Origin of the sequence: Bradyrhizobium vignae (genome assembly GCF_004114425.1) — a bacterium.
GTDB classification, from domain to species: domain Bacteria; phylum Pseudomonadota; class Alphaproteobacteria; order Rhizobiales; family Xanthobacteraceae; genus Bradyrhizobium; species Bradyrhizobium vignae.
On the sequence record NZ_RDQF01000009.1, the window covers coordinates 166,695 to 189,880 of the forward strand.

At 65.3% G+C, this 23,186-nt stretch carries 25 protein-coding genes; 15 read left to right on the forward strand and 10 right to left on the reverse strand.

What is annotated here, in order from left to right; translation table 11 throughout:
* Window positions 1–5: 5 nt before the first annotated feature.
* Entirely contained in the window at window positions 6–731 is a 726-nt protein-coding gene (locus tag EAV90_RS10805; protein ID WP_129143373.1) for a sulfite exporter TauE/SafE family protein, read from the reverse strand.
* A gap of 367 nt (window positions 732–1,098) precedes the next feature.
* Between EAV90_RS10805 and EAV90_RS10810 the strand changes: the two genes are divergently transcribed.
* Entirely contained in the window at window positions 1,099–1,467 is a 369-nt protein-coding gene (locus EAV90_RS10810) for a GFA family protein (protein WP_129143374.1), read from the forward strand.
* Between the two features lie 3 nt (window positions 1,468–1,470).
* Here EAV90_RS10810 and EAV90_RS10815 read toward each other — a convergent pair whose 3' ends face one another.
* Window positions 1,471–2,241, reverse strand: a complete 771-nt coding sequence (locus EAV90_RS10815) for an exodeoxyribonuclease III (protein WP_129143375.1) — start codon at window positions 2,239–2,241, stop codon at window positions 1,471–1,473.
* Window positions 2,242–2,281: 40 nt separating this feature from the next.
* Here EAV90_RS10815 and EAV90_RS10820 point away from each other — a divergent pair, with 40 nt between their 5' ends.
* Window positions 2,282–2,503 (forward strand): cysteine rich repeat-containing protein, encoded by a 222-nt coding sequence (locus EAV90_RS10820; protein WP_122403601.1) that lies wholly within the window; start codon window positions 2,282–2,284, stop codon window positions 2,501–2,503.
* Between the two features lie 134 nt (window positions 2,504–2,637).
* Here the strand turns inward: EAV90_RS10820 and alr are convergent, their stop codons facing one another.
* Window positions 2,638–3,903 (reverse strand): alanine racemase, encoded by a 1,266-nt coding sequence (alr, locus tag EAV90_RS10825; RefSeq protein WP_164936870.1) that lies wholly within the window; start codon window positions 3,901–3,903, stop codon window positions 2,638–2,640.
* 55 nt (window positions 3,904–3,958) lie between these two features.
* Window positions 3,959–5,464, reverse strand: coding sequence for a replicative DNA helicase (locus EAV90_RS10830; protein ID WP_122403589.1), 1,506 nt, complete (start codon window positions 5,462–5,464; stop codon window positions 3,959–3,961).
* A 557-nt stretch (window positions 5,465–6,021) separates the two neighbouring features.
* Between EAV90_RS10830 and EAV90_RS10835 the strand changes: the two genes are divergently transcribed.
* Window positions 6,022–6,228 (forward strand): transcriptional regulator, encoded by a 207-nt coding sequence (locus tag EAV90_RS10835; protein WP_129143377.1) that lies wholly within the window; start codon window positions 6,022–6,024, stop codon window positions 6,226–6,228.
* A gap of 40 nt (window positions 6,229–6,268) precedes the next feature.
* On the opposite strand, the gene EAV90_RS10840 is transcribed toward EAV90_RS10835, so the two are convergent.
* Window positions 6,269–7,519, reverse strand: coding sequence for a cyclopropane fatty acid synthase (locus EAV90_RS10840; RefSeq protein ID WP_162500309.1), 1,251 nt, complete (start codon window positions 7,517–7,519; stop codon window positions 6,269–6,271).
* Between the two features lie 278 nt (window positions 7,520–7,797).
* Here EAV90_RS10840 and EAV90_RS10845 point away from each other — a divergent pair, with 278 nt between their 5' ends.
* The 3 genes from EAV90_RS10845 (at window position 7,798) to EAV90_RS10855 (ending at window position 9,940) form a co-directional block, all read left to right on the forward strand.
* A complete protein-coding gene (locus tag EAV90_RS10845; protein WP_164936863.1) occupies window positions 7,798–8,754 on the forward strand; it encodes a prolipoprotein diacylglyceryl transferase in 957 nt (318 codons plus the stop codon).
* Between the two features lie 107 nt (window positions 8,755–8,861).
* Window positions 8,862–9,458, forward strand: a complete 597-nt coding sequence (locus EAV90_RS10850) for a TetR/AcrR family transcriptional regulator (RefSeq protein WP_122403585.1) — start codon at window positions 8,862–8,864, stop codon at window positions 9,456–9,458.
* Between the two features lie 14 nt (window positions 9,459–9,472).
* Window positions 9,473–9,940: a PaaI family thioesterase gene (locus EAV90_RS10855; RefSeq protein ID WP_122403584.1), complete on the forward strand. Its 468-nt coding sequence runs from the start codon at window positions 9,473–9,475 to the stop codon at window positions 9,938–9,940.
* Between the two features lie 120 nt (window positions 9,941–10,060).
* Here the strand turns inward: EAV90_RS10855 and rplI are convergent, their stop codons facing one another.
* The 4 genes from rplI to rpsF form a co-directional block, all read right to left on the reverse strand.
* Window positions 10,061–10,660: a 50S ribosomal protein L9 gene (gene rplI / locus EAV90_RS10860; RefSeq protein ID WP_122403583.1), complete on the reverse strand. Its 600-nt coding sequence runs from the start codon at window positions 10,658–10,660 to the stop codon at window positions 10,061–10,063.
* 47 nt (window positions 10,661–10,707) lie between these two features.
* Entirely contained in the window at window positions 10,708–11,670 is a 963-nt protein-coding gene (locus EAV90_RS10865; RefSeq protein ID WP_122403582.1) for a DUF2232 domain-containing protein, read from the reverse strand.
* Between the two features lie 130 nt (window positions 11,671–11,800).
* Window positions 11,801–12,040 (reverse strand): 30S ribosomal protein S18, encoded by a 240-nt coding sequence (rpsR, locus tag EAV90_RS10870; protein ID WP_007592020.1) that lies wholly within the window; start codon window positions 12,038–12,040, stop codon window positions 11,801–11,803.
* 5 nt (window positions 12,041–12,045) lie between these two features.
* Window positions 12,046–12,513, reverse strand: a complete 468-nt coding sequence (gene rpsF / locus EAV90_RS10875; protein WP_024338128.1) for a 30S ribosomal protein S6 — start codon at window positions 12,511–12,513, stop codon at window positions 12,046–12,048.
* Between the two features lie 344 nt (window positions 12,514–12,857).
* Here rpsF and EAV90_RS10880 point away from each other — a divergent pair, with 344 nt between their 5' ends.
* The 9 genes from EAV90_RS10880 (at window position 12,858) to gmk (ending at window position 21,461) form a co-directional block, all read left to right on the forward strand.
* Window positions 12,858–13,562: a TetR/AcrR family transcriptional regulator C-terminal domain-containing protein gene (locus EAV90_RS10880; protein ID WP_129143378.1), complete on the forward strand. Its 705-nt coding sequence runs from the start codon at window positions 12,858–12,860 to the stop codon at window positions 13,560–13,562.
* A gap of 3 nt (window positions 13,563–13,565) precedes the next feature.
* Window positions 13,566–14,591 carry a fatty acid desaturase family protein gene (locus EAV90_RS10885; protein ID WP_129143379.1) on the forward strand — a complete coding sequence of 342 codons (1,026 nt, stop codon included), beginning with the start codon at window positions 13,566–13,568 and terminating at the stop codon, window positions 14,589–14,591.
* A gap of 171 nt (window positions 14,592–14,762) precedes the next feature.
* The gene (fabD, locus tag EAV90_RS10890; protein WP_129143388.1) at window positions 14,763–15,722 is read left to right on the forward strand and encodes an ACP S-malonyltransferase; all 960 of its coding nucleotides are present in this window, start codon (window positions 14,763–14,765) and stop codon (window positions 15,720–15,722) included.
* 11 nt (window positions 15,723–15,733) lie between these two features.
* Entirely contained in the window at window positions 15,734–16,471 is a 738-nt protein-coding gene (gene fabG / locus EAV90_RS10895) for a 3-oxoacyl-[acyl-carrier-protein] reductase (RefSeq protein ID WP_122403579.1), read from the forward strand.
* A 311-nt stretch (window positions 16,472–16,782) separates the two neighbouring features.
* Window positions 16,783–17,022, forward strand: a complete 240-nt coding sequence (locus EAV90_RS10900) for an acyl carrier protein (protein WP_008551805.1) — start codon at window positions 16,783–16,785, stop codon at window positions 17,020–17,022.
* A gap of 108 nt (window positions 17,023–17,130) precedes the next feature.
* Complete coding sequence (gene fabF, locus EAV90_RS10905; protein WP_027574175.1) at window positions 17,131–18,396, forward strand: beta-ketoacyl-ACP synthase II; 1,266 nt, start codon at window positions 17,131–17,133, stop codon at window positions 18,394–18,396.
* 126 nt (window positions 18,397–18,522) lie between these two features.
* Window positions 18,523–19,797 (forward strand): endolytic transglycosylase MltG, encoded by a 1,275-nt coding sequence (mltG, locus tag EAV90_RS10910; RefSeq protein ID WP_129143380.1) that lies wholly within the window; start codon window positions 18,523–18,525, stop codon window positions 19,795–19,797.
* A 113-nt stretch (window positions 19,798–19,910) separates the two neighbouring features.
* Window positions 19,911–20,798, forward strand: a complete 888-nt coding sequence (locus EAV90_RS10915) for a YicC/YloC family endoribonuclease (protein WP_122403577.1) — start codon at window positions 19,911–19,913, stop codon at window positions 20,796–20,798.
* A 3-nt stretch (window positions 20,799–20,801) separates the two neighbouring features.
* The gene (gene gmk, locus EAV90_RS10920) at window positions 20,802–21,461 is read left to right on the forward strand and encodes a guanylate kinase (protein ID WP_122403576.1); all 660 of its coding nucleotides are present in this window, start codon (window positions 20,802–20,804) and stop codon (window positions 21,459–21,461) included.
* On the opposite strand, the gene EAV90_RS10925 is transcribed toward gmk, so the two are convergent.
* Window positions 21,394–22,614: a hypothetical protein gene (locus tag EAV90_RS10925; protein ID WP_164936864.1), complete on the reverse strand. Its 1,221-nt coding sequence runs from the start codon at window positions 22,612–22,614 to the stop codon at window positions 21,394–21,396. The genes gmk and EAV90_RS10925 overlap by 68 nt on opposite strands.
* Between the last annotated feature and the right edge of the window lie 572 nt (window positions 22,615–23,186).

Here is a 23,186-nt window from a genome sequence, read left to right on the forward strand (position 1 = left end):
CCGTGTCACGGCTGAGCTGCGTTCCAAAGCATCGAGAGCCCGGCCGCGATCATGATCGCGTCCATCACGAGGCGGAACACGTCCGGCTTCAGATGCAGCACGAAACGTTTTGCGATGAAAGCGCCTGACATCAGTGAGGAGCCCGCGATCAGGCCCTTGATGAAGACGTCGCCCGTCAGCGCGCCGAAACGCTCGAAGGTCACTGATTTCGCGAAATAGAGGCCGAGCGAGGAGGCCGCCTCGGTGGCAAGGAAAGCGCCCTTGGACAGGCCATAGAACAGGAACAGCGGCACGCTGAGCGGGCCGGTCGAGACCACGATGCCGGTGAGATAGCCGATCACCGCGCCGCCGATCGCGAGATGCCAGAGATTGGCCTTCAGGTCATGCCGTGCCAGCCAGTGCCGCACCGGCACCATCGCGATCAGGAAGCTGCCGATGGCGAGATCGACCGCATGCGAGGGCAGCGCCAGCAACGTCCGCGCACCGAGTGCAGCCGCCGGAATGCCCGTCACCGAATAGGCCGTGCAGGCCCGCCAATCGACCTCGCGCCACCACGCCAAAATCCGGGAAAAATTCGCCATCACCGAAGCCACGGCCATGATCGGCACGGCCTCCTTCGGCCCATAGGCATGAACCAGCACCGGCATCAGCATGATCGACGAGCCGGTGCCGACGATGCCTGAGATGGTGCCGGCGATGAGGCCGACGGTGAGGACGAAGAGGAAGGCCAAGGCGATCTCCACGAATCGGGAGAGTTTAGCCGCGGGCCGCGCCCCGAGCGATGCGTTCTACGCGAGGGCAGCTATCGGGCAGTGCACCGGCCATCAGCAATAACGCGGATCGCGTCGAGCCTCCCGAAGAGTACTCGCCGCCGCCGAGAGGCACCTGTGGAGTTCCTGGATGCTGACATCCTGCCAGTGTTTTGCCCGACGAGTCAAACCGAACTCCGAATAAGCGCAAGTCATTGAACGGACAGGGATCGGCTACTGTGCATGGGGTTGTTTTTCATGTTTTTGTCCTGGCATCCCGCGCTGCTGACAGCATGTTGGCAGCAGGGGCGGGCTACGAGCCTCTCCTGACAAATGGGGAGAGCGGATCATGCCGATCGAGGCGAGTTGTCATTGCGGTGAGACGGTGTTCGAGGTGACGGAGGCGCCTTCGAGCGTGACGCGCTGCACCTGCACGCTCTGCGCCAAGCGCGGCGCGCTGTGGGCCTATTACACGCCGGCGCAGTTTCGATTGCTGTCACCGGCGGAGAACGTCGCGACGTATCTCTGGGGCAGCCGCACCGTCAAACACCATTTTTGCGCGGCTTGCGGCTGCGGCACCTATTCGGAGTCGCCGGACTGGTCGAGCGGCAAGCCCGACTTCGACAATCCCAAGGTCGCCGTCAATGCGCGCCTGTTCGACGACTTCGATCTCGATGCCGTGCCGGTGAACGTGATCGACGGCAGGAATTTGTGGTGAGGGTCACCGCAACACCACCCACGCCGGCGCATGATCGCTCGCGCCGTCCTCGCCGCGAATGTTCTTGTCGACGCCGGCTTTGGCCAGACGCGGGGCGAGGGCGGGGCTGAGCAGGAGATGATCGAGCCGCAGGCCCGCATCGCGCAGCCAGCGGTTTCGCTTGTAGTCCCAGAAGGTGTAGATGCGCTGGCCCGGATGCAGCTCGCGGATCGCATCGCACCAGCCCTGTTCGACCAGCGCGGCGAACGCGGCGCGGCTCTTCGGCTGGATCAGCGCATCCTTGTCCCACGAGCGCGTCGGGTAGATGTCGATTTCCGTCGGCGCGACGTTGTAGTCGCCGGCGAGCACCACGGGCAGGTCGTGCTTGATGAAGGTCTTGGCGTGGCGCCTCAGCCGCGCGAACCAGTCGAGCTTGTAGTCGAATTTCGGTCCCGGCTGCGGATTGCCGTTCGGCAGATAGATGCTGGTGACGATGATGCCGCGCACGGCGGCTTCGATGTAGCGGGCTTCGAGATCGCCCGACTTTCCCGGCAAGCGATCGCGGGTCATCACGGGCGCGGCGTTGCGGGCGAGGATGGCGACGCCGTTCCAGGTCTTTTGTCCACACCACACCGCGCCGTAGCCGGCCTTTTCGATGGCGGCCGCCGGAAATTCGCCATCACTTGCCTTCAACTCTTGAAGTGCGACGACGTCGGGCTTCGCGACGCGCATCCATGCCAACAGATTGGGCAGGCGGCGGTTGATGTTGTTGATGTTGAATGTCGCGATCTTCATGTAGAGCTAGCGGCTCCTGCCTTCCGTCACCGGAGATCCAATGTCCAAGTTGAGCTTTGTTGCCATCGCACTCGTCATCGCGTTCTCCGGAGGCGTATCGGCACAATCGTCCGATCCGCGCGGCGCGTGCAAGGCGGACTATGACAAATTCTGCGCCGGCGTCGCGCCAGGCGGCGGCCGCGTCGTTGCCTGCCTCAACGGCAAGCGCGATCAGCTCAGCGCTGCCTGCAAGACGGCGATCGACAGCCGGAAGAAGCAGTAGACCTCGCGTCCCGGACGCGCGGAGCGCGAGCCGGGACCGAGACGGCGACACGGTATGCTGTTGAGAGATGGGCCCCGGCTCTGCAGCGCACTACGCCGCGAATCGCGGCGCGCTGCGTCCGGGGCACGAGTCGCTTAGCTCGGCGATCGCGGAGAGTTTGCGGGCTGCTCGACCGGCGGCGGCTCGGCCCCTTGCACGAGTTCAGGCTTGACCAGCGGCTCGACAACATTGCCGCCCTTGTAGACGCGGGCATAGCGGTGGCCGAGGCTGGTCAGCACCTCGTAACCGATGGTGCCGAAATGGTGCGCGAGCTCGTCGACGGTGATGCCGTCTCCGAGCAGCGTCACCATGTGGCCGCGTCGCGCCGCGTTCGGCGGCAGGTCGGTGATGTCGATGGCAATCAGGTCCATGGAGATGCGGCCCGCGATCGGGCAGCGTTTGCCGGCCACGATGACCTCGGCGCCGCGGGTGCCGTCATTGGAGCTCGCGGCACGGAAATAGCCGTCGGCATAGCCGACCGCGATGATCGCAAGCTTGGTCGGCCGCCGTGCCGTCCAGGTACCGCCATAGCCGACGGTCTCGCCGCGCTCGATGGTGCGGATCTGCACGATGCGTGCCTTGAGGTCGACCACCTGCTGCATGGGATTGTCGGCTTCCGGGGTCGGGTTGACGCCATAGAGCGCAGCCCCCGGTCGCACCAGGTCGAACTGGAAGGGCGCGCCGAGGAAGATGCCGGAGGAATTGGCGAGGGCCGCCGGGACGCCCGAGAACTCACTGGCGATGCTGCGGAAGGTCGCGAGCTGTCTTGCATTGACCGGGCTGTTGAGCTGCTCGGCCGAGACCAGATGGCTCATCACCAGCGTGATGCCGTGATCCCCGGCGTTGATGCGGGGGATGATGGCCTGCGCATCCGATAAGGTCAGGCCGAGCCGATTCATGCCGGTGTCGATGTGAACGGCAGCGCCTCCGTTCCAGCCGGTGCGGCGGCAGAACACGTCCCATTCGGCGAGCTCGTTGAGATCGCCGATCACGGGCCGGCAGTTGATCTGGGCATAGTGCTCGCCGGTGTTCTGGAAATAGCCGCCGAGCACGTAGATCGTGGGTTCCGGAACGGCTGCGCGCACCTTGCGCGCTTCCTCGATGGTGGCAACGAAGAAGGTCTTGCAGCCGGCCTTGCTCAGCGCGCGCGAGACCTCGGCGGCGCCGCAGCCATAGGCGTCGGCCTTGATCACCGCCGCGCATTCCGCCGGCACCGCCGTCTTCTCGAGCTTGCGCCAATTTGCGATGATCGCGTCGAGATCGACGGTCAGCACGCCGCCATAGGCGGCGAGCGCGGCAGCCTGATTGGCCTGTGCGGAGAGAGGGCCGGATTGCGGGATCGTTTTCGGGTCGGACGCCATTGTCATGGCGCCGTTTTACGCAAGAGGCCCGCGCCGTTCAACCCGGGGGCACGATCTAGTAGTCGCTGCGGTCCGGCAGCTGGCCGTCATGCGCGAGGTCGCCGAAGCGCGTGACCGAGGAATCGAAGTGCAGTTCGACCGTGCCGGTCGGACCGTGGCGCTGCTTGCCGATGATGACTTCGGCGCGGCCGACGGTGCGTTCCATGTCGGCCTGCCATTTGGCGTGCTCCTCGGTGCCGGGACGCGGCTCCTTCATGGCGAGGTAATATTCCTCGCGGAACACGAACAGCACGACGTCGGCGTCCTGCTCGATCGAGCCGGATTCGCGCAGGTCCGAGAGCTGCGGCCGCTTGTCATCGCGCGATTCCACCTGACGCGAGAGCTGCGACAGCGCGATCACGGGAACGTTGAGCTCCTTGGCCAGCGCTTTCAGGCTGGTGGTGATCTCCGTGATTTCCTGCACGCGGCTGTCGCTGGCGCGCTTGCCCGAGCCTGAGAGCAGCTGGATGTAGTCGATCACCAGCAGATCGAGGCCCTTCTGGCGCTTGAGGCGACGCGCGCGCGCCATCAGCTGCGCGATCGACAGACCGCCGGTGGCGTCGACATAGAACGGCAGCGACTGCAGTTCGATCGAAACCTGGCGGATCTTCTCGAAATCGGCTTCCGAGATGCCGCCGCGGCGGATGTGGGAGGAGGGGATGCCGGTGCGCTCGGCGACGATACGCGTGGCGAGCTGGTCGGCCGACATTTCGCAGGAGAAGAAGCCGATCACGCCGCCATTGGCGGCTTTCATGGTGCCGTCGGCCTGCAGTTCGGGCACGTAGGCCTGGGCGACGTTGTAGGCGATGTTGGTCGCCAGCGACGTCTTGCCCATGCCGGGACGTCCCGCGACGATGATGAGGTCGGAAGGCTGCAGCCCGCCCATCTTGGTGTCGAGGTCGCGCAGGCCCGTCGAGATGCCCGACAGCTTGCCGTCGCGCTGGAACGCCTTTGCGGCGAGATCGACCGCAACCGTCAGCGCCTGCGAGAATTTCTGAAAGCCGCCGTCATAGCGGCCGGATTCGGCGAGCTCGTAGAGACGGCGCTCGGCGTCCTCGATCTGTGCGCGCGGCGCGAAGTCGACCGGCGCGTCATAGGCGACATTGACCATGTCCTCGCCGATGCCGATCAGGTCGCGCCGCAGCGACAGGTCGTAGATGGTGCGGCCGTAGTCTTGGGCGTTGATGATGGTGGTGGCTTCGGCCGCAAGCCGCGCCAGATACTGACCGATGGTCATGCCGCCGACATCGGTGTCGGCGGGCAGGAAGGTCTTCAGCGTGACGGGTGTCGCGATCTTGCCCATCCGGATCAGGCTGCCGGCGGTCTCGAAGATGGTCTGGTGCAGCGGCTCGAAGAAATGCTTCGCCTCCAGGAAGTCGGAGACGCGGTAGAAGGCGTCGTTGTTGACCAGGATCGCGCCCAGGAGGCTCTGTTCCGCCTCGATATTGTGCGGCGCGCTCCGATAGGCGGGAGTTCCGGCATCGGGCGCGAGTTTGAGAACGTTCGAATCAGTCAGGGCCATGGTCGGACGTGCTTAGCAATTTTCTTGGGCGGATGCGGGGCCGGGATAAAGCGCCGCCTCAAGCCAAAGCGGAAGCAAAAGCTGGCCGCTATCAACCGCTCAGTTAAAATGGTGGATGATTGGCAGCTGCGGCACGCGCCGCGCTTGACGAGATTTTCGCGGAACCGGTGCGCGCTGGAAGCGGCCGCGCGGTCGCGCCGTGGAAAAATCCTGGACCCCATGAACCTGTCGGCTGGCGCGCAGACCTATCGAGGAGCGCGCGAAATTGACGCGCGCCGGCCGGCTTCGGCTCGGGTTCAGACCAACAGGAGGTAGACCAGCGCAACCAGGGCCGCCCCGACGCCGGTGACGATCAGGGCGTAATCGGTGCGGAGGTCGTCCTGCACGTCGAATGAGGTTTGGGTCTTTTTGCTCATGGCGGCGGTCTAAGCCAGCCCCGACCAGACTTATGTGAAGCAGATCACATCTGCCCGGATTCTTTCGGGGCTAATGCCGGAACTGGCAGGCGGATCGGAGATTGTCCCATTTCCCCCGCCAACAGGGACACGAGGCGAGCGATGCGGCCAGAACAGCAGCACCAGAATTGGCGAAGCGAGGCAGGCAGCCGGCTTTGGCTGTCCGGGTTGATCGCGGCCATGAAGCAGGCTGAACGCCCTGACGTGCGTCGCCAGCCGGTCGCACCCGAGGTCCTGCTGGAATTGCGGGCGCAACTGGCTTTAACCGCCTCTTTCCGCACAGCTCGGATTTCGACCCTGCGCCACTAGGACCTCTGACCAGGGACTTGGCCCAATAGGAGACTTGGCCCTATTCACCAGCCAGCTTGAGCCGGGGCTTGCTCGCGCCTTCACGCGCCCGCAGCCGGGCTTCCTCCCGCGGGATGTAGTCGCGGATCATCGGCACCACGCCCTGGCGACGGGTGAGCTGGATCTGGAAGTTCATCATGGCTTGCTTGCGGAACGTCATCTCGCAGGCCGCCAGATAGAATTCCCACATCAGGGCGAAGCGCTCGTCGTAGAGCTGCACGGCCTCCTCACGCCGCGCCATGAAGCGCTCCCGCCACGCCTTCAACGTCTCGGCATAGTGCAGGCGCAAGATCTCGATGTCGCAGACCAAGAGGCCGGCGCGCTCGATCGCCGGCAGCACCTCCGATAGGGCGGGGATGTAGCCGCCGGGGAAGATGTATTTCGCGATCCAGGGATTGGTCGAATCCGGGCCCTGCGAACGGCCGATCGAATGCAGCAGCATGATGCCGTCCTCGCTCAGCAGTTCGGCGCAGCGCTGGAAGTAGGCCTCGTAGAACCTTGCCCCGACGTGTTCGAACATGCCGACCGAAACGATCCGGTCGAACTTACCATCAATGTCGCGGTAATCCTGGAGCAGGAATCTGGCCGAGGCCGTCAGGCCCTTTTCGGCTGAGCGCGCGTTGGCGACCTGCAACTGCTCGGTCGATAGCGTGACACCGGTGACATCGGCGCCGGCGATCTCTGCGAGATAGAGCCCTAGGCCGCCCCAGCCGGAGCCGATGTCGAGCACCCGCTGGCCGTCCTTGATGAGAAGCTTCGCCGCAATGTGCCGCTTCTTGGCAAGCTGCGCGTCGTCCAGCGGCATCTCAGCCGTTTCGAAATAGGCGCAGCTATATTGCTTGTCGGCATCGAGAAAGAGCGAATAGAGCCGGCCGTCGAGATCGTAATGGTGCGCCACATTGCTACGGGCGCGCGAGCGCGGATTGAACTGCTTCAAGTGTCGGGTCAGGTAGCGCAGGTGCCACCACGGTTTTGCCCACTGCGGCAATAGGTCGGGTTGATCGAGCAGGATCGCGAGGGCATCAGCTATGGTGCCGCGTTCGACCACGAACTCGCCGTTCATATAGGCCTCGCCAAGCCCCAGTTCGGGATTGATGAGGATCTTCCGCTCCGCGTCCGCGGTGACGAAGCGCACCGCGACCGGCTCACCAGAGCCGTCGCCGACGGTAAACTTCGATCCGCTTGCGCTGGTCACCGTCATCGACCCGCGGCGGATGAATTGAGACAGGAATCTGCGCAACAAACGGTCCATCGGCACTTCCTCTCGAGCGAACCCGAAAGATGCGACTAACCCGGCCTTCACATCTGACGCCCAGGCGCCGCAGCGGTTCCTATGCGTTTGCATCTAAATGTAGCGAGGCGGTTCCAGCCGCGCTATTGCACTGTGCTCAAAGCCGATATTCAAAAACCGCTTAATCACATCCTTGCGCGTGAGGCTGCTTCCATTCGCGGCTCAATCGGTTAAAAGGTCACCCGCCGCCGCGCCGGATGCCGGCTGCATTCGCGTTAAATTCAACGGAGATAATGGGAATGTCGAGCCGAGCGCTCAGCCTCGCGACGGTGACGGTGTTGCTTCTGATCTGCTTCGGTGTAGCCGATTCCGTTCTTGCGCAGGCGACGAACCTCGAGGCCGGCAAGACCCCGTCCCAGCTTTTCGCGCAGACCTGCAATGCCTGCCACAAGAGCCCGCGCGGACTTTTGAAATCCGTGGCGCCGGGTTCGCTGCCGGGATTCCTGCGCCAGCACTACACCACGAGCTCGGACATGGCGGGCATCCTCGCCTCATATCTGGTCTCGAACGGTGCCACCGACACCCGCTACCAGGCCAAGGACGGCAAGAAGGACGGCGCCAAGGAGAAGGAAGCGAGCACCGCGCCGGGCCAGTCGCCCGAGCATCACGGCCGCCGCCAGCGCTCGCAAGAGGCCGCCAGGCCCGAGGGCGAGGGCACCGCTCCGGCCACCGAGGGCGCGCGTCAGAAGCGTGCTGCGCGGCCCGGCGAGGACGGCGCGAAGCCGGAGGGACAGGCGGCGCCCGAGCCACGCAAAGGCAGGCGGCGCGCTAAGCCCGGGACTGGGGAAGCCCCGAAGGTCGATGCTGCCGCCCCGGCTATCGAAGACAAGAGCGAGCCAAAGGCCGAGACCGTCAGGCCCGACAGCGCCAAGGCCGAGCCCGATGGCGGCAAGGCATCCGAGAAGCCCGTCGAGACCAAGCCTGATAGCGCGAAGGTCGAGCCGCGCGAGGCTCCGGCATTACCACCCGACCCCGTCCCGCAAGCGACGCCGGCTGCAGCTGCCGACGCAAAGCCTGCCGAGCCGGCGGCGCCCAAGCCGGCGGAAGAGGCTGTTTCCAAGCCCGCCGCGCCTGCGGCCAGCTCCGCACGCGCGGCCAAATCGCAGCAGGAGCAGGCATCGCCCGCCGCCGCTGCAGCCGTGCCCGCTGCGCCAGCCGAGTCATCCGGTCCGCCGGCACCGCCGATCTCGCGCTAAGCCGCCACTTCTTTTGACCGACATGCGGAGGCCGCCTTCATCGCGGCCTCCGCGTCGTATTGACCAGCAGTAGAGTAACACTCTAGAGTGATGCTCTCGGAGGCGTGATGGCGAACAGCGTGCGCGACGATCTGCTGGCAGCCGGGCTGATGGTGTTCGACCGTGTCGGCTTCGAAGCCGCGACGGTCGCCGCGATCCGCGCCCGGGCGCGCGCCTCCAATGGCAGCTTCTTTCACGTCTTCGGCTCGAAGAAGGAGCTCGCCGGCGCGCTGTTTCTGGAGGTTTTGCGGCACTATCACGCCGCGGTGCTGGCCGCGCTTGATCCCGTCCCCGACGCGGAGCAGGGCATCGATCGTCTGATCCGGGCGCACCTCGACTGGGTCGTCACCAGCCGGCGCGAGGCGCGCTACCTGTTCGAGATCTCGCGCAGCGAATGGGGCGAGGACGTGCGCGACGCCCAGCGCGCACAGAATGCGCGGCTTGCCGAAGGCATTGAACGCTGGCGCGCGCCTCTGGTTGCAAGCGGCGAACTTCTGCCCATGACGCCGGTGATGTTCGTCAGCCAGCTGATCGGTCCGGCGCAGATCTTCTGCCGCGCCTACCTGTCGGGGCGCGACCGCACCGATCCGCGAATTGAGGCCGACACGCTGATCGCCTGCGCCAATCGTGCGCTGAGGCCATGCGACCGCATCAACAAGCAATGAGGAGAGACGACTGCATGCGAGTCGACGCTGATCCGGAATTCGCGCCAATTGCCGAGCGCATCCACACCAATGTCGGCCGGCAGGGTTTTATGAACCTGGTCGGCGCCGAGCTCTCGGAATTGTCGCGCGGCACCTGCACCATCGCGGTGGAGCGGCGGCCGGAGCTCTTGCAGCAGCACGGCTTCTTCCACGGCGGCGTCACCGCCTTCCTGGTCGACAATGCCACGACGATCGCAGCCGCCAGCTCGCGCGGTCAGCCGGCGCTGACGGCCGAATACAAGCTCAACCTATTGTCGCCTGCGGTCGGCGAGAAGCTGATCTGCCGCGCCAGGGTGATCAAGCCGGGCCGGCAGGTCTCGGTGGTCGCCGCCGATGTGTTCTGCGTCAGTGATGGTGTGGAGAAGCATACGGCAACCGCACTCGCCTCGATCGCGATGTTGAGCGAGGATGTTGCCGGCAAAGCGAAAAGCCCGGCCGCCTGAGGCGACCGGGCTGATCCAACCCTCCATTGTCATTGCCGGGCTTGACCCGGCAATCCATCCTTCAACAAGAGGCCTGATGATGGATGCGCGGGGCAAGCCCACGCATGACGTGTTGTACTCTTACTTCTCTTCCGCAGCCGGCGCCGGCACGACGTCTTCGTGCTGGGCTTCCGGATCGAAGAATTCGCCTGCGGCGGCGATCGCCTCGGCGGCCGCATCGCGATCCTCGTTGCGGGTCGAGATGTCCTCGCCGCGATTGATGCGCTCGGCTTCGTCCTGGCTGCGCGCGACCGTTACGGTGATCTCGACCTCGACCTCGGGGTGAACCGCAACGGTGACCGTGTGCTTGCCGATGACCTTGATCGGTGCGTCGAGCTGCACCTGCGGGCGGTCGAGATGGACGCCGTCGGTCTCGAAGGCGAGGACGAGGTCGCGCACCGTGACCGAGCCGAATAGCTGGCCGGCTTCGGAGGCCTGGCGGATCACGATGATGTTCTTGCCCTCGATCTTCTCGGCGACCTTGGACGCTTCGCCCTTGGCCTTGAGGTTGCGAGCCTCGAGCTCGGCCTTCATGCCGTCATACTTGGCCCGGTTGTCGGCGGTGGCGCGGAGCGCCTTGCCGCGCTTGAGCAGGAAATTGCGGGCATAGCCGTCGCGAACCTTCACGACTTCGCCCATCTGGCCGAGCTTGTTGACGCGTTCCAGCAAAATGACTTCCATATTCGTTCTCCTTTTGAAGTGTTCTGCAAGTTTCAGTTTCAGGTGACTTAAGGGGTTGGCAGTGGTGGCGGCTGCCGGCTGCGCAGGAAGCGCTCGCGGAAGCCGAACACGGCATCCGCAAGGCCGAGGATCACCATCGCGATCACGGGCCATCCGAACACGACGACGACGGCGTAGGTCGAGCCGAGCCAGAACGTGCGGCTCTTCAGCGCGAGCGTGAGCGTATGCAGCACGGCGAAACCGGTCAGCGCATAGCCCATCATCAACGCGGCCGTGGCGATCTGCGCGACGATGGCGAGCAGCCCGCCAGTAAAGCAGAGGGCGAGGGCGATACAGAGCGCCACCAGTGTCATCGGCGGCAGTTCGGCCGTCATCAGATCCGGCCAGGGACGGCGCAGCCGACCTGACGTCGCGGTCACCTTGGCGCTGAGCCAGAGATTGAGAGTCAGGGTCATCATCGCGATGATGGTGGCGGCGGCTGGCGCGATGTGCACCAGCGCGTCGACGAACTGGCTGGCTTCGCCCGAGGTTTGCGGGTCGGCGGCGCGGAGCAGGCGCATCAGGCCGCGCCGCAGCGTGCCGGTGATGGTTTCGGCGTCGGTGCCGAGCGTGAGCAGAGCGGCGATCGTGGTCAGCACGGCGAAGCCTGCGATCCAGAGCAGGATACGGCCGACCGGGTACCACTCGATCTCCGGCTCGGCAGCGTCCGGCGCGACACCAGCCACCTGGCGGCCGAGCAGGACGAGATGGCCGAGCCACCAGGCCGGCAACGCGACGGTGACGGCGAAGGCGATGCAGTAGGGCAGGCCGAACAGGGCGCCGAGCCCGATCGCGGCGGCAATGCCGCCGAGGCTGGCGCAAAGCGGTCCCCAGCCGATCGCGGCGACCATCAGCGGCAGCGGTGCGAGATAGAACAGGACGAGCGAGATCAGTGCGCCCGAGATGATCGAGGCGAACATCAGGGCCGACGCGGCGCCGGCGATCAGAGCTATCAGCACAAATGGCATCATCAGCTGTCCCGCTCCCTTCGAGCGGTTAGAGGCATCGTTTGCCCCAACCATCGGCGACCGGACGACCCGGAAGCCTTATGAGTTCTAGAAGTCGCGACCGGCGGCCTGGCCGCCGGTCGAAGTGGTCGTATCAGCGAATGACGTAGGGCAACAGGCCCAGGAAGCGCGCACGCTTGATGGCGCGGGCGAGCTCACGCTGCTTCTTCGCGGACACCGCGGTGATGCGGCTCGGCACGATCTTGCCGCGCTCGGAGACGTAACGCATCAGCAGCTTGGAGTCCTTGTAGTCGATCTTCGGCGCATTGGCGCCCGTGAACGGGCAGCTCTTGCGACGACGGAAAAACGGGCGACGTGCACCAGCTTCAGCCATTGGTCTTACTCCCCATCCGTGGTTTCAGCTTCGTCACGCGGGCGGCGCGGGCCGCGATCGCCGCGGAACCCCCCCTCACGGTCGCCACGGAAGCCGCCTTCGCGCTCACCGCGGAAGCCGCCGCCACGATCGTCACGCTCGCGGTCGCGATCGGCCTTGCGCATCATCGCGGACGGGCCTTCCTCGAGCTCCTCGACGCGGACGCTGAGATAGCGGATCACGTCCTCGCTGATGCGCTCCTGGCGCTCGATCTCGGCGATCGCCGCGGACGGCGCATCGATGTTGAGCAGCACGAAGTGCGCCTTGCGGTTCTTGTTCATGCGGTAGGTGAGGGAGCGCACGCCCCAATTCTCGGTCTTGGTGACCTTGCCGCCGAGACCTTCGACGATGCCGGTCATCTGCGCAGTCAGCTCTTCGACCTGCTGCGGGCTCGCGTCCTGACGCGCGAGAAAAACATGCTCGTAAAGAGGCATGGACGTCCTTTCCTCATGTTGGCGCATCGCCCGGCGTCAAACCCTTAAGAGACCTTCGGAAAGGACTCTGGGATCAAGCTCAGAAGGCGGAAACACGGGACGACGGGCCGACTGGCCCTGCCACACCAAAATCACGAATGATTTGCTGAGACCGTCCGTTCAGCTCCCGGCCGGGGTCTGCGGATGCGCGCCTTATACGGATTTTGGCCGGCTTTGCAAGGTTGACGGGACATCTTCGATCCGGATCGTCCCGTCGCGGCGAGGTCAGGCCCATCCTCCCATACCACATCCGGCTTGATCTATTTGTTTGTATGTCATACAAATAAATCAACGAAGAGGATCCCATGGCGGAAACGTCGGCCTTTGCACCGCTCGAGGCGGCAGGCGATCCCAAGCACGCTGCGCGCGCGACGCGGTCGGCCGGCCGCAAGATGCGGTCGTTGCTCTTGGATGCTGCGAGCCCGCTGTTTCGGGAGCGCGGGCTGTCCGGCACGTCGATCACCGACATCGCAGCCGCCGCGGACGCGTTCCCGAGCCAGATTACCTATTACTTCCGCACCAAGGAGGCGCTGTTCGTCGAATGCGCCTGCCGCGATCTCTTGTACCTGGCGCGCGCCACCGAGCAGGCGGCGCTGAAGGCGCGCACGCCCCGGGAATACACCCACGCGCTGGCCGCGACCGTGACGGCGGGCGATTCGGTCGCCTTCTTCGCCGAAGCGCTGGCATTGACACGTCGCCGCCAGGATCTCGCACCGCTGGTCGAGCGTACCATCGAGCGCCTGCACAGCGAAGGCGCGCGCGCCTATGCGGGCCAGGTCGAGCGGCACGGCTGGCGCTCGCTGCGCGCGCCCGACGAAAGCTCGCGGCGCTTCTGGGCCGTCGCCATCGGCGTCATTCTCGAAGGCTACGCGATGGGCCGTTCGCCCGAGGAGCTCTGCGCCGAGATGCTGCGCGTGCTGGGCGAGCAGGCGAAATCCACTGAAGACACCGGGCGCCTGCGTCTCGTCGAGGAGCGCGACGCATCCAGCAATTCGAATGGAGAGGGTTAGGCCATGACCGCGCTTCGCATGCGTGCCCGCGATTTCCTGACCGATGATCAATTGGCCGAGGTGCGCGAGCGCGCGACGTGGAAAGGCGCTGCGCTGATCGCGCACGCCTGGGCGCTGATCATCGGTGCCGTCGCATTGGTCGCATGGTTGCCGAATCCGGTGACCTACGTTCTCGCCGTCGCCATCATCGGCTCGCGCCAGCTTGGCCTTGCGATCCTGATGCATGACGGCGCCCATGGCTGCCTGTCCGCCGACGAGAGAACCAACCTGGCCTTGAGCCAGTGGTTCTGCGCCTATCCGCTGTTTGCGGAGACGCGCAGCTACCGGCGCTATCACCTTCAGCATCATGCGCGCACCCAGCAGGAGGACGATCCCGATCTCGTGCTGTCGGCGCCGTTTCCGATCACCAAGTTGAGCTACCGCCGCAAGTTCATTCGCGATATCACCGGGCAGACCGGCTATCAGCAGCGCAAGGCGCAGTTGCTCAACGCGCTCGGGCCAAAGGACTGGTCATGGCGGCAGCGTGCGGCGCATTTCTGGCAGATGCTTGGCCCGCAATGTGCGGTCAACGCGATCATGTTTGCGGCGCTCGCTGGGGCCGGTGTGTGGTGGGCCTATCCGCTGCTCTGGCTGGTGCCGCTGCTGACCTGGATGATGGTCATCACCCGCATCCGCAACATCGCCGAGCACGCCGTCGTTCCTGATAGCAATGACCCTTTGCGCAACACCCGCACCACGCATGCCAATTTTCTCGAGCGCCTGTTCATCGCGCCGTACTACGTGAATTACCACCTTGAGCATCATCTCTTGTTCTATGTGCCCTGTTACAATCTGCCGAAGGTGCATCGTCTGCTGAGCGCGAGCCGGTACGCCGGCCGGATGGAAGTGCAGCCGAATTACGCGGCGGTGCTGCGGCTGGCGACAGCAAGGCCGAACCGCGAGGATCGGCCGGGGCAACTTGTCAACAGTGCGCGCCGCGCGCGGGCCGGGGCGGAGGTCGATGCCAACCAGACTGCCGGCGGGTTCTAAGGGCCATTCCCCCGTTGAATGCTGGCCCCAGTTCCCGTCTCGGCTTGACAGTGCGGCCCCGGACGGTGTCTACGGCCCCCTTTGGAGCATGATCCGGAACCATGGCCCAAGGCCGTGCGTAATCGGCTGCCGGTTCTCGAGAGGATCATGCCTGACAAGCAGGGAGCGCCGATGACGGCTGCATTCACATTTCCTGGGCAGGGTTCCCAGGCTGTCGGCATGGGCAAGGCTCTGGCCGACGCCTTTCCGGTGGCGCGCGCCGTGTTCGACGAGGTCGATGCTGCGCTTGGGGAGAAGCTGACGGCCATCATCTGGGACGGTCCGGCCGAAACCCTCCAACTCACCGAGAACGCCCAGCCGGCGCTGATGGCAGTGTCTATCGCCACCCTGCGCGTGCTCGAAGCCGAGGCTGGTTTTTCCGTCGGGCGAGACGCGGCCTTCGTTGCCGGCCACTCGCTTGGTGAATATTCGGCGCTGGCCGCGGCCGGCAGCCTGACGGTTTCGGATACCGCCCGTCTGCTTCGCACCCGCGGTCTCGCAATGCAAAAGGCCGTCCCGGTCGGCGCCGGCGCGATGGCCGCGCTGCTTGGTCTCGACTATGAGGCCGCCCTGGAGGTCGCCGGCGAGGCGGCGCAGGGCCAGGTCTGCCAGGCCGCCAATGACAATGGTGGCGGGCAGGTGGTGGTTTCCGGCGACAAGGCCGCGGTCGATCGCGCCGTCGAGATTGCCAAAGCCAAGGGCGCCAAACGCGCGATGCTGCTGCCTGTGTCCGCGCCGTTCCATTGCAAGCTGATGCAGCCCGCCGCCGACGCCATGGCGGAGGCGCTCTCGAAGGTCACGATCAAGGCGCCGGCGGCGCCGCTGGTATCCAACGTGCTGGCGAGCGCCATCACCGATCCCGACGAGATCCGCCGCCGCCTGGTCGAGCAGGTCACCGGCACGGTTCGCTGGCGCGAGTCGGTCGCCTACATGGCCGGGCAGGGCGTCACCCGCTTCTTCGAGATCGGCGCCGGAAAGGTGCTGACCGGTCTCGTCAAGCGCATTGCGGACGGTGCCGTCGGCGTTGCGGTCGGCGGTCCGAACGATATTGCCGCCGCCAAGGATGCATTGGCCGCCGTGAAGCAGGCGTAAAGGAGTCATCAATGTTCGATCTGACTGGCCGAAAGGCGCTCGTCACCGGCGCGACCGGCGGCATCGGCGGCGCGATCGCGCAGGCGCTGCACGCGCAGGGCGCCACCGTCGCGATATCGGGGACGCGGAAGGAGGTGCTGGACGAGCTTGCGGGCAAGCTCGGCGAACGCACCCATGTGCTGCCATGCAATCTTTCCAAGACCGATGAGGTCGAGGCGCTGGTGCCGGCTGCGGAAGCAGCGATGGGCCAGGTCGACATTCTCATCGCCAATGCCGGCATCACGCGCGACAACCTCTTCGTGCAACTCCGTGACGAGGACTGGGACGAGGTCATCAACGTCAATCTGACCGCGACCTTCCGCCTGGCGCGCGCCGCGACCAAGCTGATGATGCGCAAGCGCTTCGGCCGCATCATCGCCATCACTTCTGTGGTCGGCGTCACCGGCAATCCGGGGCAGGGCAATTATACTGCATCGAAGGCAGGCCTGATCGGCATGATCAAGACGCTCGGCGCCGAATACGCCAAGCGTGGCGTCACCGCGAACTGCATCGCGCCCGGCTTCATCAAGACGCCGATGACGGATGCGCTCAACGACAAGCAGCGCGAAACGATTCTGACCAAGGTTCCGGCCGCCCGCCTGGGGACGCCCGAGGACATCGCGGCGGCGGCCGTCTACCTGAGCTCGAACGAAGCATCCTACGTCACCGGGCAGACCATCCACGTCAACGGCGGCATGGCCATGATCTGACGTCTCGAGCCGCGCCGCCAGTCAGGGCGGCGCGGCATGCGGCAAACGGCCGTTTCCGGAGCGAAATGAGGCTTGTAGTCAAGGCAATTGAAGTATGATAACCGGACCTTCAACGGATGGGCAAAGAACGCCATTGCAGGTTTTTGAAACCCTGTATATTGGCGATGCGGAGCCTTTGGCCGTCGTTCGCCGGGGCCGCATCTGTTAGGATGGGCCAAATCAAAGTTCGTAAGCGAAGGCAGTCAAACGACCACGACGGCTCGTATCGTCCCGGGGGGTCGGGTCTACAGGGAACAACACGAGGTTAAGCAATGAGTGACATTGGCGAGCGGGTTAAGAAGATCGTGGTCGAACACCTTGGTGTTGAACCCGAGAAGGTTGTCGACAACGCGAGCTTCATCGACGACCTCGGCGCCGACAGTCTGGACACCGTCGAGCTGGTGATGGCGTTCGAAGAGGAATTCGGTTGCGAGATTCCGGACGACGCCGCGGAAACGATTCTCACCGTCGGCGACGCCACGAAGTTTCTCGAGAAGAACGCGAAGAGCTAAGGCTCTTCATTTTCGCGGGGACAACATTGAAACCGGACGGGCCGCTTCGCAGCGGTCAGCCGGTTTCTTGTTATTGGCCGTGAATCTTTCGATGCGGAGTTTTCGGATATGAGGCGGGTCGTCGTCACGGGTCTCGGCATGGTCTCGCCACTCGGCTGTGGCGTCGAGCCGACCTGGAAGCGCATCCTTAACGGCGAAAGCGGCGCGCGCAGGATCGAGAGCTTCGATGTCTCCGATCTTCAGACCAAGATCGCCTGCACGGTCGTGCGCGGCGACGGGTCGAACGACAGCTTCAATCCCGACAAGTGGATGGAGCCGAAGGACCAGCGCAAGGTCGACGACTTCATCATCTTCGGCATGGCCGCGGCCGGCCAGGCGCTCGACGATGCCAACTGGCATCCCGAGACCGAAGAGGACAAGTGTGCGACCGGCACCATGATCGGGTCCGGCATCGGCGGCCTCAACGGCATCGCCGATACCGCGATCCTCTTGAAGGAGCGTGGGCCGCGCCGGGTGTCGCCGTTCTTCATTCCAGGCCGCCTGATCAATCTCGCCTCCGGCTACGTCTCGATCGCGCACGGGCTGAAGGGGCCGAACCATTCGGTGGTCACGGCCTGCTCGACCGGCGCGCACGCGGTCGGCGATGCCGCCCGCCTGATCGCACTCGGCGATGCCGACGTGATGGTCGCAGGCGGCGCCGAGTCGCCGATCAGCCGCATCGGCATTGCCGGCTTCAATGCCGCGCGTGCGCTCTCGACCGGTTTCAACGAGACGCCCGAGAAGGCCTCGCGTCCCTATGACAAGGACCGCGACGGCTTCGTGATGGGCGAGGGCGCCGGTGTCCTCGTGCTGGAAGAGCTCGAGCACGCCAGGCGCCGCGGCGCCAGGATCTATGCCGAGGTGATCGGCTACGGCCTCTCCGGCGATGCCTACCACATCACCTCGCCGTCGCCGGACGGCGATGGCGGCTTCCGCAGCATGTCGGCGGCGCTCAAGCGTGCCGGCCTGACGCCGTCCGATCTCGACTACATCAACGCGCACGGCACCTCGACACCGCTCGGCGACGAGATCGAGCTCGGTGCCGTCGAGCGCCTGCTCGGCAATGCCGCCTCCAAGGTTGCGATGTCCTCGACCAAGTCGTCGACCGGCCATCTCCTCGGCGCGGCCGGCGCGATCGAGGCGATCTTCGCCATTCTCGCGATTCGCGATAATGTCGTGCCGCCGACGATCAATCTCGACAATCCCTCGGTCGAGACCGCGATCGATCTCGTGCCGCACAAGGCGAAGCAGCGTGAGGTCAACGTCGCGTTGTCGAACTCTTTTGGTTTTGGCGGTACCAATGCGTCGGTGATCGTCCGGCGCCTGGCCAGTTAGTTTGCGTTTGAGACGAATCCACCGTTTTGCCGTATTCGGCGATAGTCATGGACGTGGGCGCGTGCATTTTGGCAGGGCAAGCGATTGCCGGGCCGCGATTGAACCGGCAGGATTCAGGTTGTCTCAATGAGTGAAAGGCCGCCCATTTCACCCCGGAGTCCGCGGGCCGCGCTCGAGCCCGAGCAGCTCCCGCCGCCGCCCAAGCGGTCGGACCGCGCGCGCAACCCGCTCGTGATCGTCGGCAATGCCATCATCACCCTTGTGCTGATCACCATGCTCGGCGCCGGCGGCATCTATTATTACGGCCGGCAGGTGCTCGAGGCGCCTGGACCGCTGAAAGAGGACAAGATCGTCAACATCCCGCAGCGTGCGGGCAAGCGCGACATCGCCGAGACGCTGAACCGGGAAGGCGTGACCGACCTCAATCCCTGGGTGTTCATCGCCAGCGTCGCCGCGTTGAAGGCGAGCTCGGACCTCAAGCCGGGTGAGTATTCGTTCCAGAAGAACGCGTCGCTGCGCGACGTGATCGCCACGATCGTCGAGGGCAAGGTGGTGCAGCATGCCGTCACGATTCCGGAGGGCCTGACCTCCGAGCAGATCGTGGCGCGGCTGACCGACAACGACATCTTCACCGGCAGCGTGCGCGAGCTGCCGCGCGAAGGTACGTTGTTGCCGGAGACCTACAAATTCCCGCGCGGCACCCCGCGCGAGCAGGTGATCCAGCGCATGCAGCAGGCGCACAAGCGTGTGCTCGCCGAGATCTGGGAGCGCCGCAATCAGGACGTTCCGGTCAAGACGCCGGAGCAGCTGGTCACGTTAGCATCCATCATCGAGAAGGAAACCGGCAAGCCCGATGAGCGCAGCCGCGTCGCCGCGGTGTTCGTCAACCGCCTGAAGCAGAGGATCAAGCTGCAGTCCGATCCCACGATCATCTACGGGCTCGTCGGCGGCAAGGGGACGCTGGGCCGGCCGATCAAGCGCAGCGAGATCACGCAGCCCTCGCCCTACAACACCTATGTGATCGAGGGCCTACCGCCGGGTCCGATCTCCAATCCGGGCCGCGCTTCGCTGGAAGCCGCCGCCAACCCGGCCCGCACCCGCGACCTCTATTTCGTCGCGGACGGCACCGGCGGGCACGCCTTCACCGAGACCTACGACGCGCACCAGAAGAACGTCGCCAAGCTGCGCGCGATGGAGAAGCAGATCCAGAACGACACGGTCGAGCCGGCCGAGGACGCGCAGCCGCCGGCCACCGCCGCTCCCGGACCTGCCGACACACCGACTGCGACCACGCCGGCGCGGCCCAATCAGCAGAAGAAGCCGCCTGCGGCGCGCCCGGCCAATCCCGCACCGGCCCGGCAGGGCGCGGTCCAATCCTCGCCGCCGGTGGTCCAGCGCTAGGCTCGCGGAGCTTGCCTGCGGACATTGCGGATTCCACTTTCCGGCAAAATAGTCTTAAGATTCGCGTGGCTTGATGGCCTCACGAATCCCGAGTTCCTGGAGAATCTGAACTGATGGCGCTGTCGTCCATGACCGGCTTTGCCCGAAGCCACGGCGCGAGCGGGCCGTACACCTTCGAATGGGAATTGAAGTCGGTCAACGCCAAGGGCTTTGACTTGCGGGTGCGGCTGCCGCAGGGGTTCGACGAGCTCGAGGCTCATGCCAAGAAGCGCGCCGGCGAGCTGCTCTCGCGCGGCACCGTCTACGCCAATCTCAACGTCAAGCGCACCAACGCTGCCGCCACGGTGCGCGTCAACGAGGACGTCCTCAACGCGGTCCTGAAGGCCGCCGCGCTGATTTCCGGCAAGGTCGACGCGGTGGCGCCGAGCATCGACGGCCTGCTCGCCATCAAGGGCGTCGTCGAGGTCGCCGAGCCCGAGGGTGACGAGGAAGAGGACAAGGCCGCGCGTGCCGCTGCAGCCGACGCCTTCGATAAGGCGCTCGCCGACCTCGTCGCGATGCGCAAGCGCGAGGGCACGTCGCTGGGGCAGATTCTGATCCAGCGCGTCGACGAGATCGAGCAGCTGGCCAAGAAGGCCGAGGCCGCGCCCGGCCGCAAGCCGGAGGTGATCAAGGCCAAGCTCGCTGAGCAGATCGCTACGCTGCTCGACACCACCGATCGTTTCGATTCCGATCGCCTGATGCAGGAGGCGATCCTGATCGCGACCAAGGCCGACATCCGCGAGGAGCTCGACCGCATTGCCTCGCACATCGCGCAGGCGCGCGAGTTGATCGGCAAGGGCGGCCCGATCGGGCGCAAGCTCGACTTCCTGGCGCAGGAGTTTCATCGCGAGGTCAACACCTGCTGCTCGAAGTCGAACGACATCGAGCTGACAAACACCGGGCTGGCCATGAAGAACGTGGTCGAGCAATTCCGCGAGCAGGTCCAGAATCTGGAGTGATCGATGGCGACGGGCGGTCACGGAACTGACGGTGTCGAGCGGCGCGGATTGATGTTCGTGCTGTCTTCGCCGTCGGGCGCGGGCAAGACGACGCTGTCGCGTCTCCTGATGGAGCGGACGCCCGGCTTGAAAATGTCGGTCTCGGCGACGACGCGGCCGATGCGTCCCGGTGAGGTCAACGGCAAGGATTATTCGTTCGTCGACAAGGCGACGTTCGACGCGATGGCGAAGGCCGGCGAGCTCCTGGAATGGGCGACGGTATTCGACAATAGTTACGGCACGCCGCGCGGCCCCGTCGAGGCGGCGCTGTCGGCGGGACAGGACGTGCTGTTCGACATCGACTGGCAGGGCACGCAGCAGCTGCGCGAGAAGGCGCGTGCCGACGTCGTCAGCGTCTTCATCCTGCCACCCTCGGCGGCCGATCTCGAGAAGCGCCTGCACTCGCGCGCGCAGGATTCCGACGAGGTGATCCGCAAGCGCATGAGCCGCGCCAGCCACGAGATGAGCCACTGGGCCGAGTACGACTACATCGTCATCAACCGCGACGTCGACGAGGCCTTCGCCGAGGTGCAGTCGATCCTGAAGGCCGAACGCCTCAAGCGCGAGCGGCGGATTGGCCTCGTAGGCTTCGTGCGAAGTTTGCAAGGTCAGCTTCAAGGTTAGGCCGCGACAGGCGCGGCCCTTCCTTCGCCAGCTGCTCCAGCATCGACGTGATAGCGTCGATGTCGACGGCATCGGCATCACGGCCTGCCGGCGCGTCATCGTGATCCTTGCTGATTTCCTTGGCGGCGCGTTGGGGCGCAGCGGCGACGGTCTCGAATTTCTTCTCGACCAGCTTGATCTCGACATTGCCGCTTCTGGCCTCGACAGGTTCAGTTGCCGGAGCGGCGGCACGCCGCCCGCGCGCATCGATCAACTCGAGCTCGCGACCGATCGCTGCAAGTTTCGTCACGTGTCTCGTCGGTTGCGGGCGCGCCGCATCGAAGTCGACGGGGCGCGGCGGCTGAGCGACGGCCGGCTGTGAAGCGAGCCAGGGCGCATGGCTTCCGTCCTGATGCTGCGCCTCCCAATCTGCCCAATGTGCGTGACGGCCGGCCGAGTGGAGGCGGACGCGCGCACCGGCGAAGCGGTAGATGAGGCTGGCCAGGATTCCGGCAAGCGCCAGCGCGCCGCCGATCACGAGCAGCAGCATCTGGAGCGAGCCGGTCGGCTTGTCGGTCGTGTTGTCTGCAGCAGCGAGCGGGGACGGGGATTTCGACGGCTTTGCGCTCGGCTGCGCGGCTGCCGCGACAACGGTCGGTGCCGGCGGTGGCGCCGGCGGAGCGGACGCTGTGGAGACATCGGGCCAGGGCGCGGCGCCGGCGGGTTGCTGCGCGCTGCCGTCAGTGGCCTGATCCGCGGATTGCTGTACCGGTGTCGCGGCGGCTCCTTGCGCGACGGCATTCGGCGTCTTGGGGTCGGCGCCATTCCGCGGCGTCAGATATTCGGCGCGCGCGTCCTGCACCGGATGCTGCTGCGGCGCCGGTGCATCTGCGGTCGGTGTATCGCTCGTGGTCTGCGTGGTCTGCGCGGTCCTCGCGCTGTCCTTGTCGCCGGCGGCGCGCAGATACCAGCATTTGCGCTTGGTGGTGCGGTCGAGGCGATAGTACCAGTGCTGGCCCTGCGGCGCGGCATCCTTCGGTGAAGCCAGGCAGTCGGGGGCCGCGTTGGCCGTGCTCGATGCGGTTGGCGCGTTCTGCGATACCGCGGCCAATGGCGCGCCGGCAATGATGCTGGCGACGAGGGTCGAAATGAACTTTGCGGCGCGGTTGCCCATCCTGGTCTCCCGGTTACGCATGACGCAACTCTCTACCAGCCCCTTCTCGTCAAAGACTTGGGTGGCAATGAGCCGCAAATCCGGAGAGGATGTGGCTTGAATCGGGCCTGCGGCGCGTTCGTTCCGCTGTGGTGAGGCGTTTTTGTCCGCGCGAAGGCTCAGTGGAGTATGAATCCCGCAGCAGCTCTGCGCATGAGAGTTCCCCTTGTTCGGCGCCAATGATCTGGCTGGGCCGCGGCCACGGCCTTGCAGTCCCGCGGCAGGTTCTGCCCGAGGCTTGCTGACTTTTGCCGCCCGTTGGATGCCAAAGGGCGCAGGGAAGGCCGGCGCCGGCTGGCACCCGCAGATCCGTGCGCTTTCCAAGAATGCACACGGGGTGGATCACAGGTCTCGCCGAACGCTTGGCCTTCCCTGCGCGGCTGGTTTTAACGGTGTCCTTCGTGCGCTTGTGTCCAGAAAATCTGCCAGAATGTGCGAACGGGCGGTTCTCGCAAAACCGCCCGTCGCTGGATCTGAGCCCGTTCGTGCTCAAAGGCCTTGAGCCTGTCGGGGAGCGAGGGACAGATCCGGTG

Excerpts from the sequence above, each read along its gene's own strand:
- EAV90_RS10830 (WP_122403589.1), bottom strand. The coding sequence starts at position 5,464 with ATGGCCCTGACTGATTCGAACGTTCTCAAACTCGCGCCCGATGCCGGA.
- EAV90_RS10845 (WP_164936863.1), top strand. The coding sequence starts at position 7,798 with ATGTCGAGCCGAGCGCTCAGCCTCGCGACGGTGACGGTGTTGCTTCTG.
- rpsF (WP_024338128.1), bottom strand. The coding sequence starts at position 12,513 with ATGCCTCTTTACGAGCATGTTTTTCTCGCGCGTCAGGACGCGAGCCCG.
- gmk (WP_122403576.1), top strand. The coding sequence starts at position 20,802 with ATGGCGACGGGCGGTCACGGAACTGACGGTGTCGAGCGGCGCGGATTG.
- EAV90_RS10885 (WP_129143379.1), top strand. The coding sequence starts at position 13,566 with ATGACCGCGCTTCGCATGCGTGCCCGCGATTTCCTGACCGATGATCAA.
- rplI (WP_122403583.1), bottom strand. The coding sequence starts at position 10,660 with ATGGAAGTCATTTTGCTGGAACGCGTCAACAAGCTCGGCCAGATGGGC.
- EAV90_RS10855 (WP_122403584.1), top strand. The coding sequence starts at position 9,473 with ATGCGAGTCGACGCTGATCCGGAATTCGCGCCAATTGCCGAGCGCATC.
- EAV90_RS10865 (WP_122403582.1), bottom strand. The coding sequence starts at position 11,670 with ATGATGCCATTTGTGCTGATAGCTCTGATCGCCGGCGCCGCGTCGGCC.
- EAV90_RS10850 (WP_122403585.1), top strand. The coding sequence starts at position 8,862 with ATGGCGAACAGCGTGCGCGACGATCTGCTGGCAGCCGGGCTGATGGTG.
- fabD (WP_129143388.1), top strand. The coding sequence starts at position 14,763 with ATGACGGCTGCATTCACATTTCCTGGGCAGGGTTCCCAGGCTGTCGGC.
- alr (WP_164936870.1), bottom strand. The coding sequence starts at position 3,903 with ATGGCGTCCGACCCGAAAACGATCCCGCAATCCGGCCCTCTCTCCGCA.
- mltG (WP_129143380.1), top strand. The coding sequence starts at position 18,523 with ATGAGTGAAAGGCCGCCCATTTCACCCCGGAGTCCGCGGGCCGCGCTC.
- EAV90_RS10810 (WP_129143374.1), top strand. The coding sequence starts at position 1,099 with ATGCCGATCGAGGCGAGTTGTCATTGCGGTGAGACGGTGTTCGAGGTG.
- fabF (WP_027574175.1), top strand. The coding sequence starts at position 17,131 with ATGAGGCGGGTCGTCGTCACGGGTCTCGGCATGGTCTCGCCACTCGGC.
- rpsR (WP_007592020.1), bottom strand. The coding sequence starts at position 12,040 with ATGGCTGAAGCTGGTGCACGTCGCCCGTTTTTCCGTCGTCGCAAGAGC.
- EAV90_RS10835 (WP_129143377.1), top strand. The coding sequence starts at position 6,022 with ATGCGGCCAGAACAGCAGCACCAGAATTGGCGAAGCGAGGCAGGCAGC.
- EAV90_RS10820 (WP_122403601.1), top strand. The coding sequence starts at position 2,282 with ATGTCCAAGTTGAGCTTTGTTGCCATCGCACTCGTCATCGCGTTCTCC.
- EAV90_RS10915 (WP_122403577.1), top strand. The coding sequence starts at position 19,911 with ATGGCGCTGTCGTCCATGACCGGCTTTGCCCGAAGCCACGGCGCGAGC.
- fabG (WP_122403579.1), top strand. The coding sequence starts at position 15,734 with ATGTTCGATCTGACTGGCCGAAAGGCGCTCGTCACCGGCGCGACCGGC.
- EAV90_RS10815 (WP_129143375.1), bottom strand. The coding sequence starts at position 2,241 with ATGAAGATCGCGACATTCAACATCAACAACATCAACCGCCGCCTGCCC.
- EAV90_RS10880 (WP_129143378.1), top strand. The coding sequence starts at position 12,858 with ATGGCGGAAACGTCGGCCTTTGCACCGCTCGAGGCGGCAGGCGATCCC.
- EAV90_RS10900 (WP_008551805.1), top strand. The coding sequence starts at position 16,783 with ATGAGTGACATTGGCGAGCGGGTTAAGAAGATCGTGGTCGAACACCTT.
- EAV90_RS10925 (WP_164936864.1), bottom strand. The coding sequence starts at position 22,614 with ATGGGCAACCGCGCCGCAAAGTTCATTTCGACCCTCGTCGCCAGCATC.
- EAV90_RS10840 (WP_162500309.1), bottom strand. The coding sequence starts at position 7,519 with ATGGACCGTTTGTTGCGCAGATTCCTGTCTCAATTCATCCGCCGCGGG.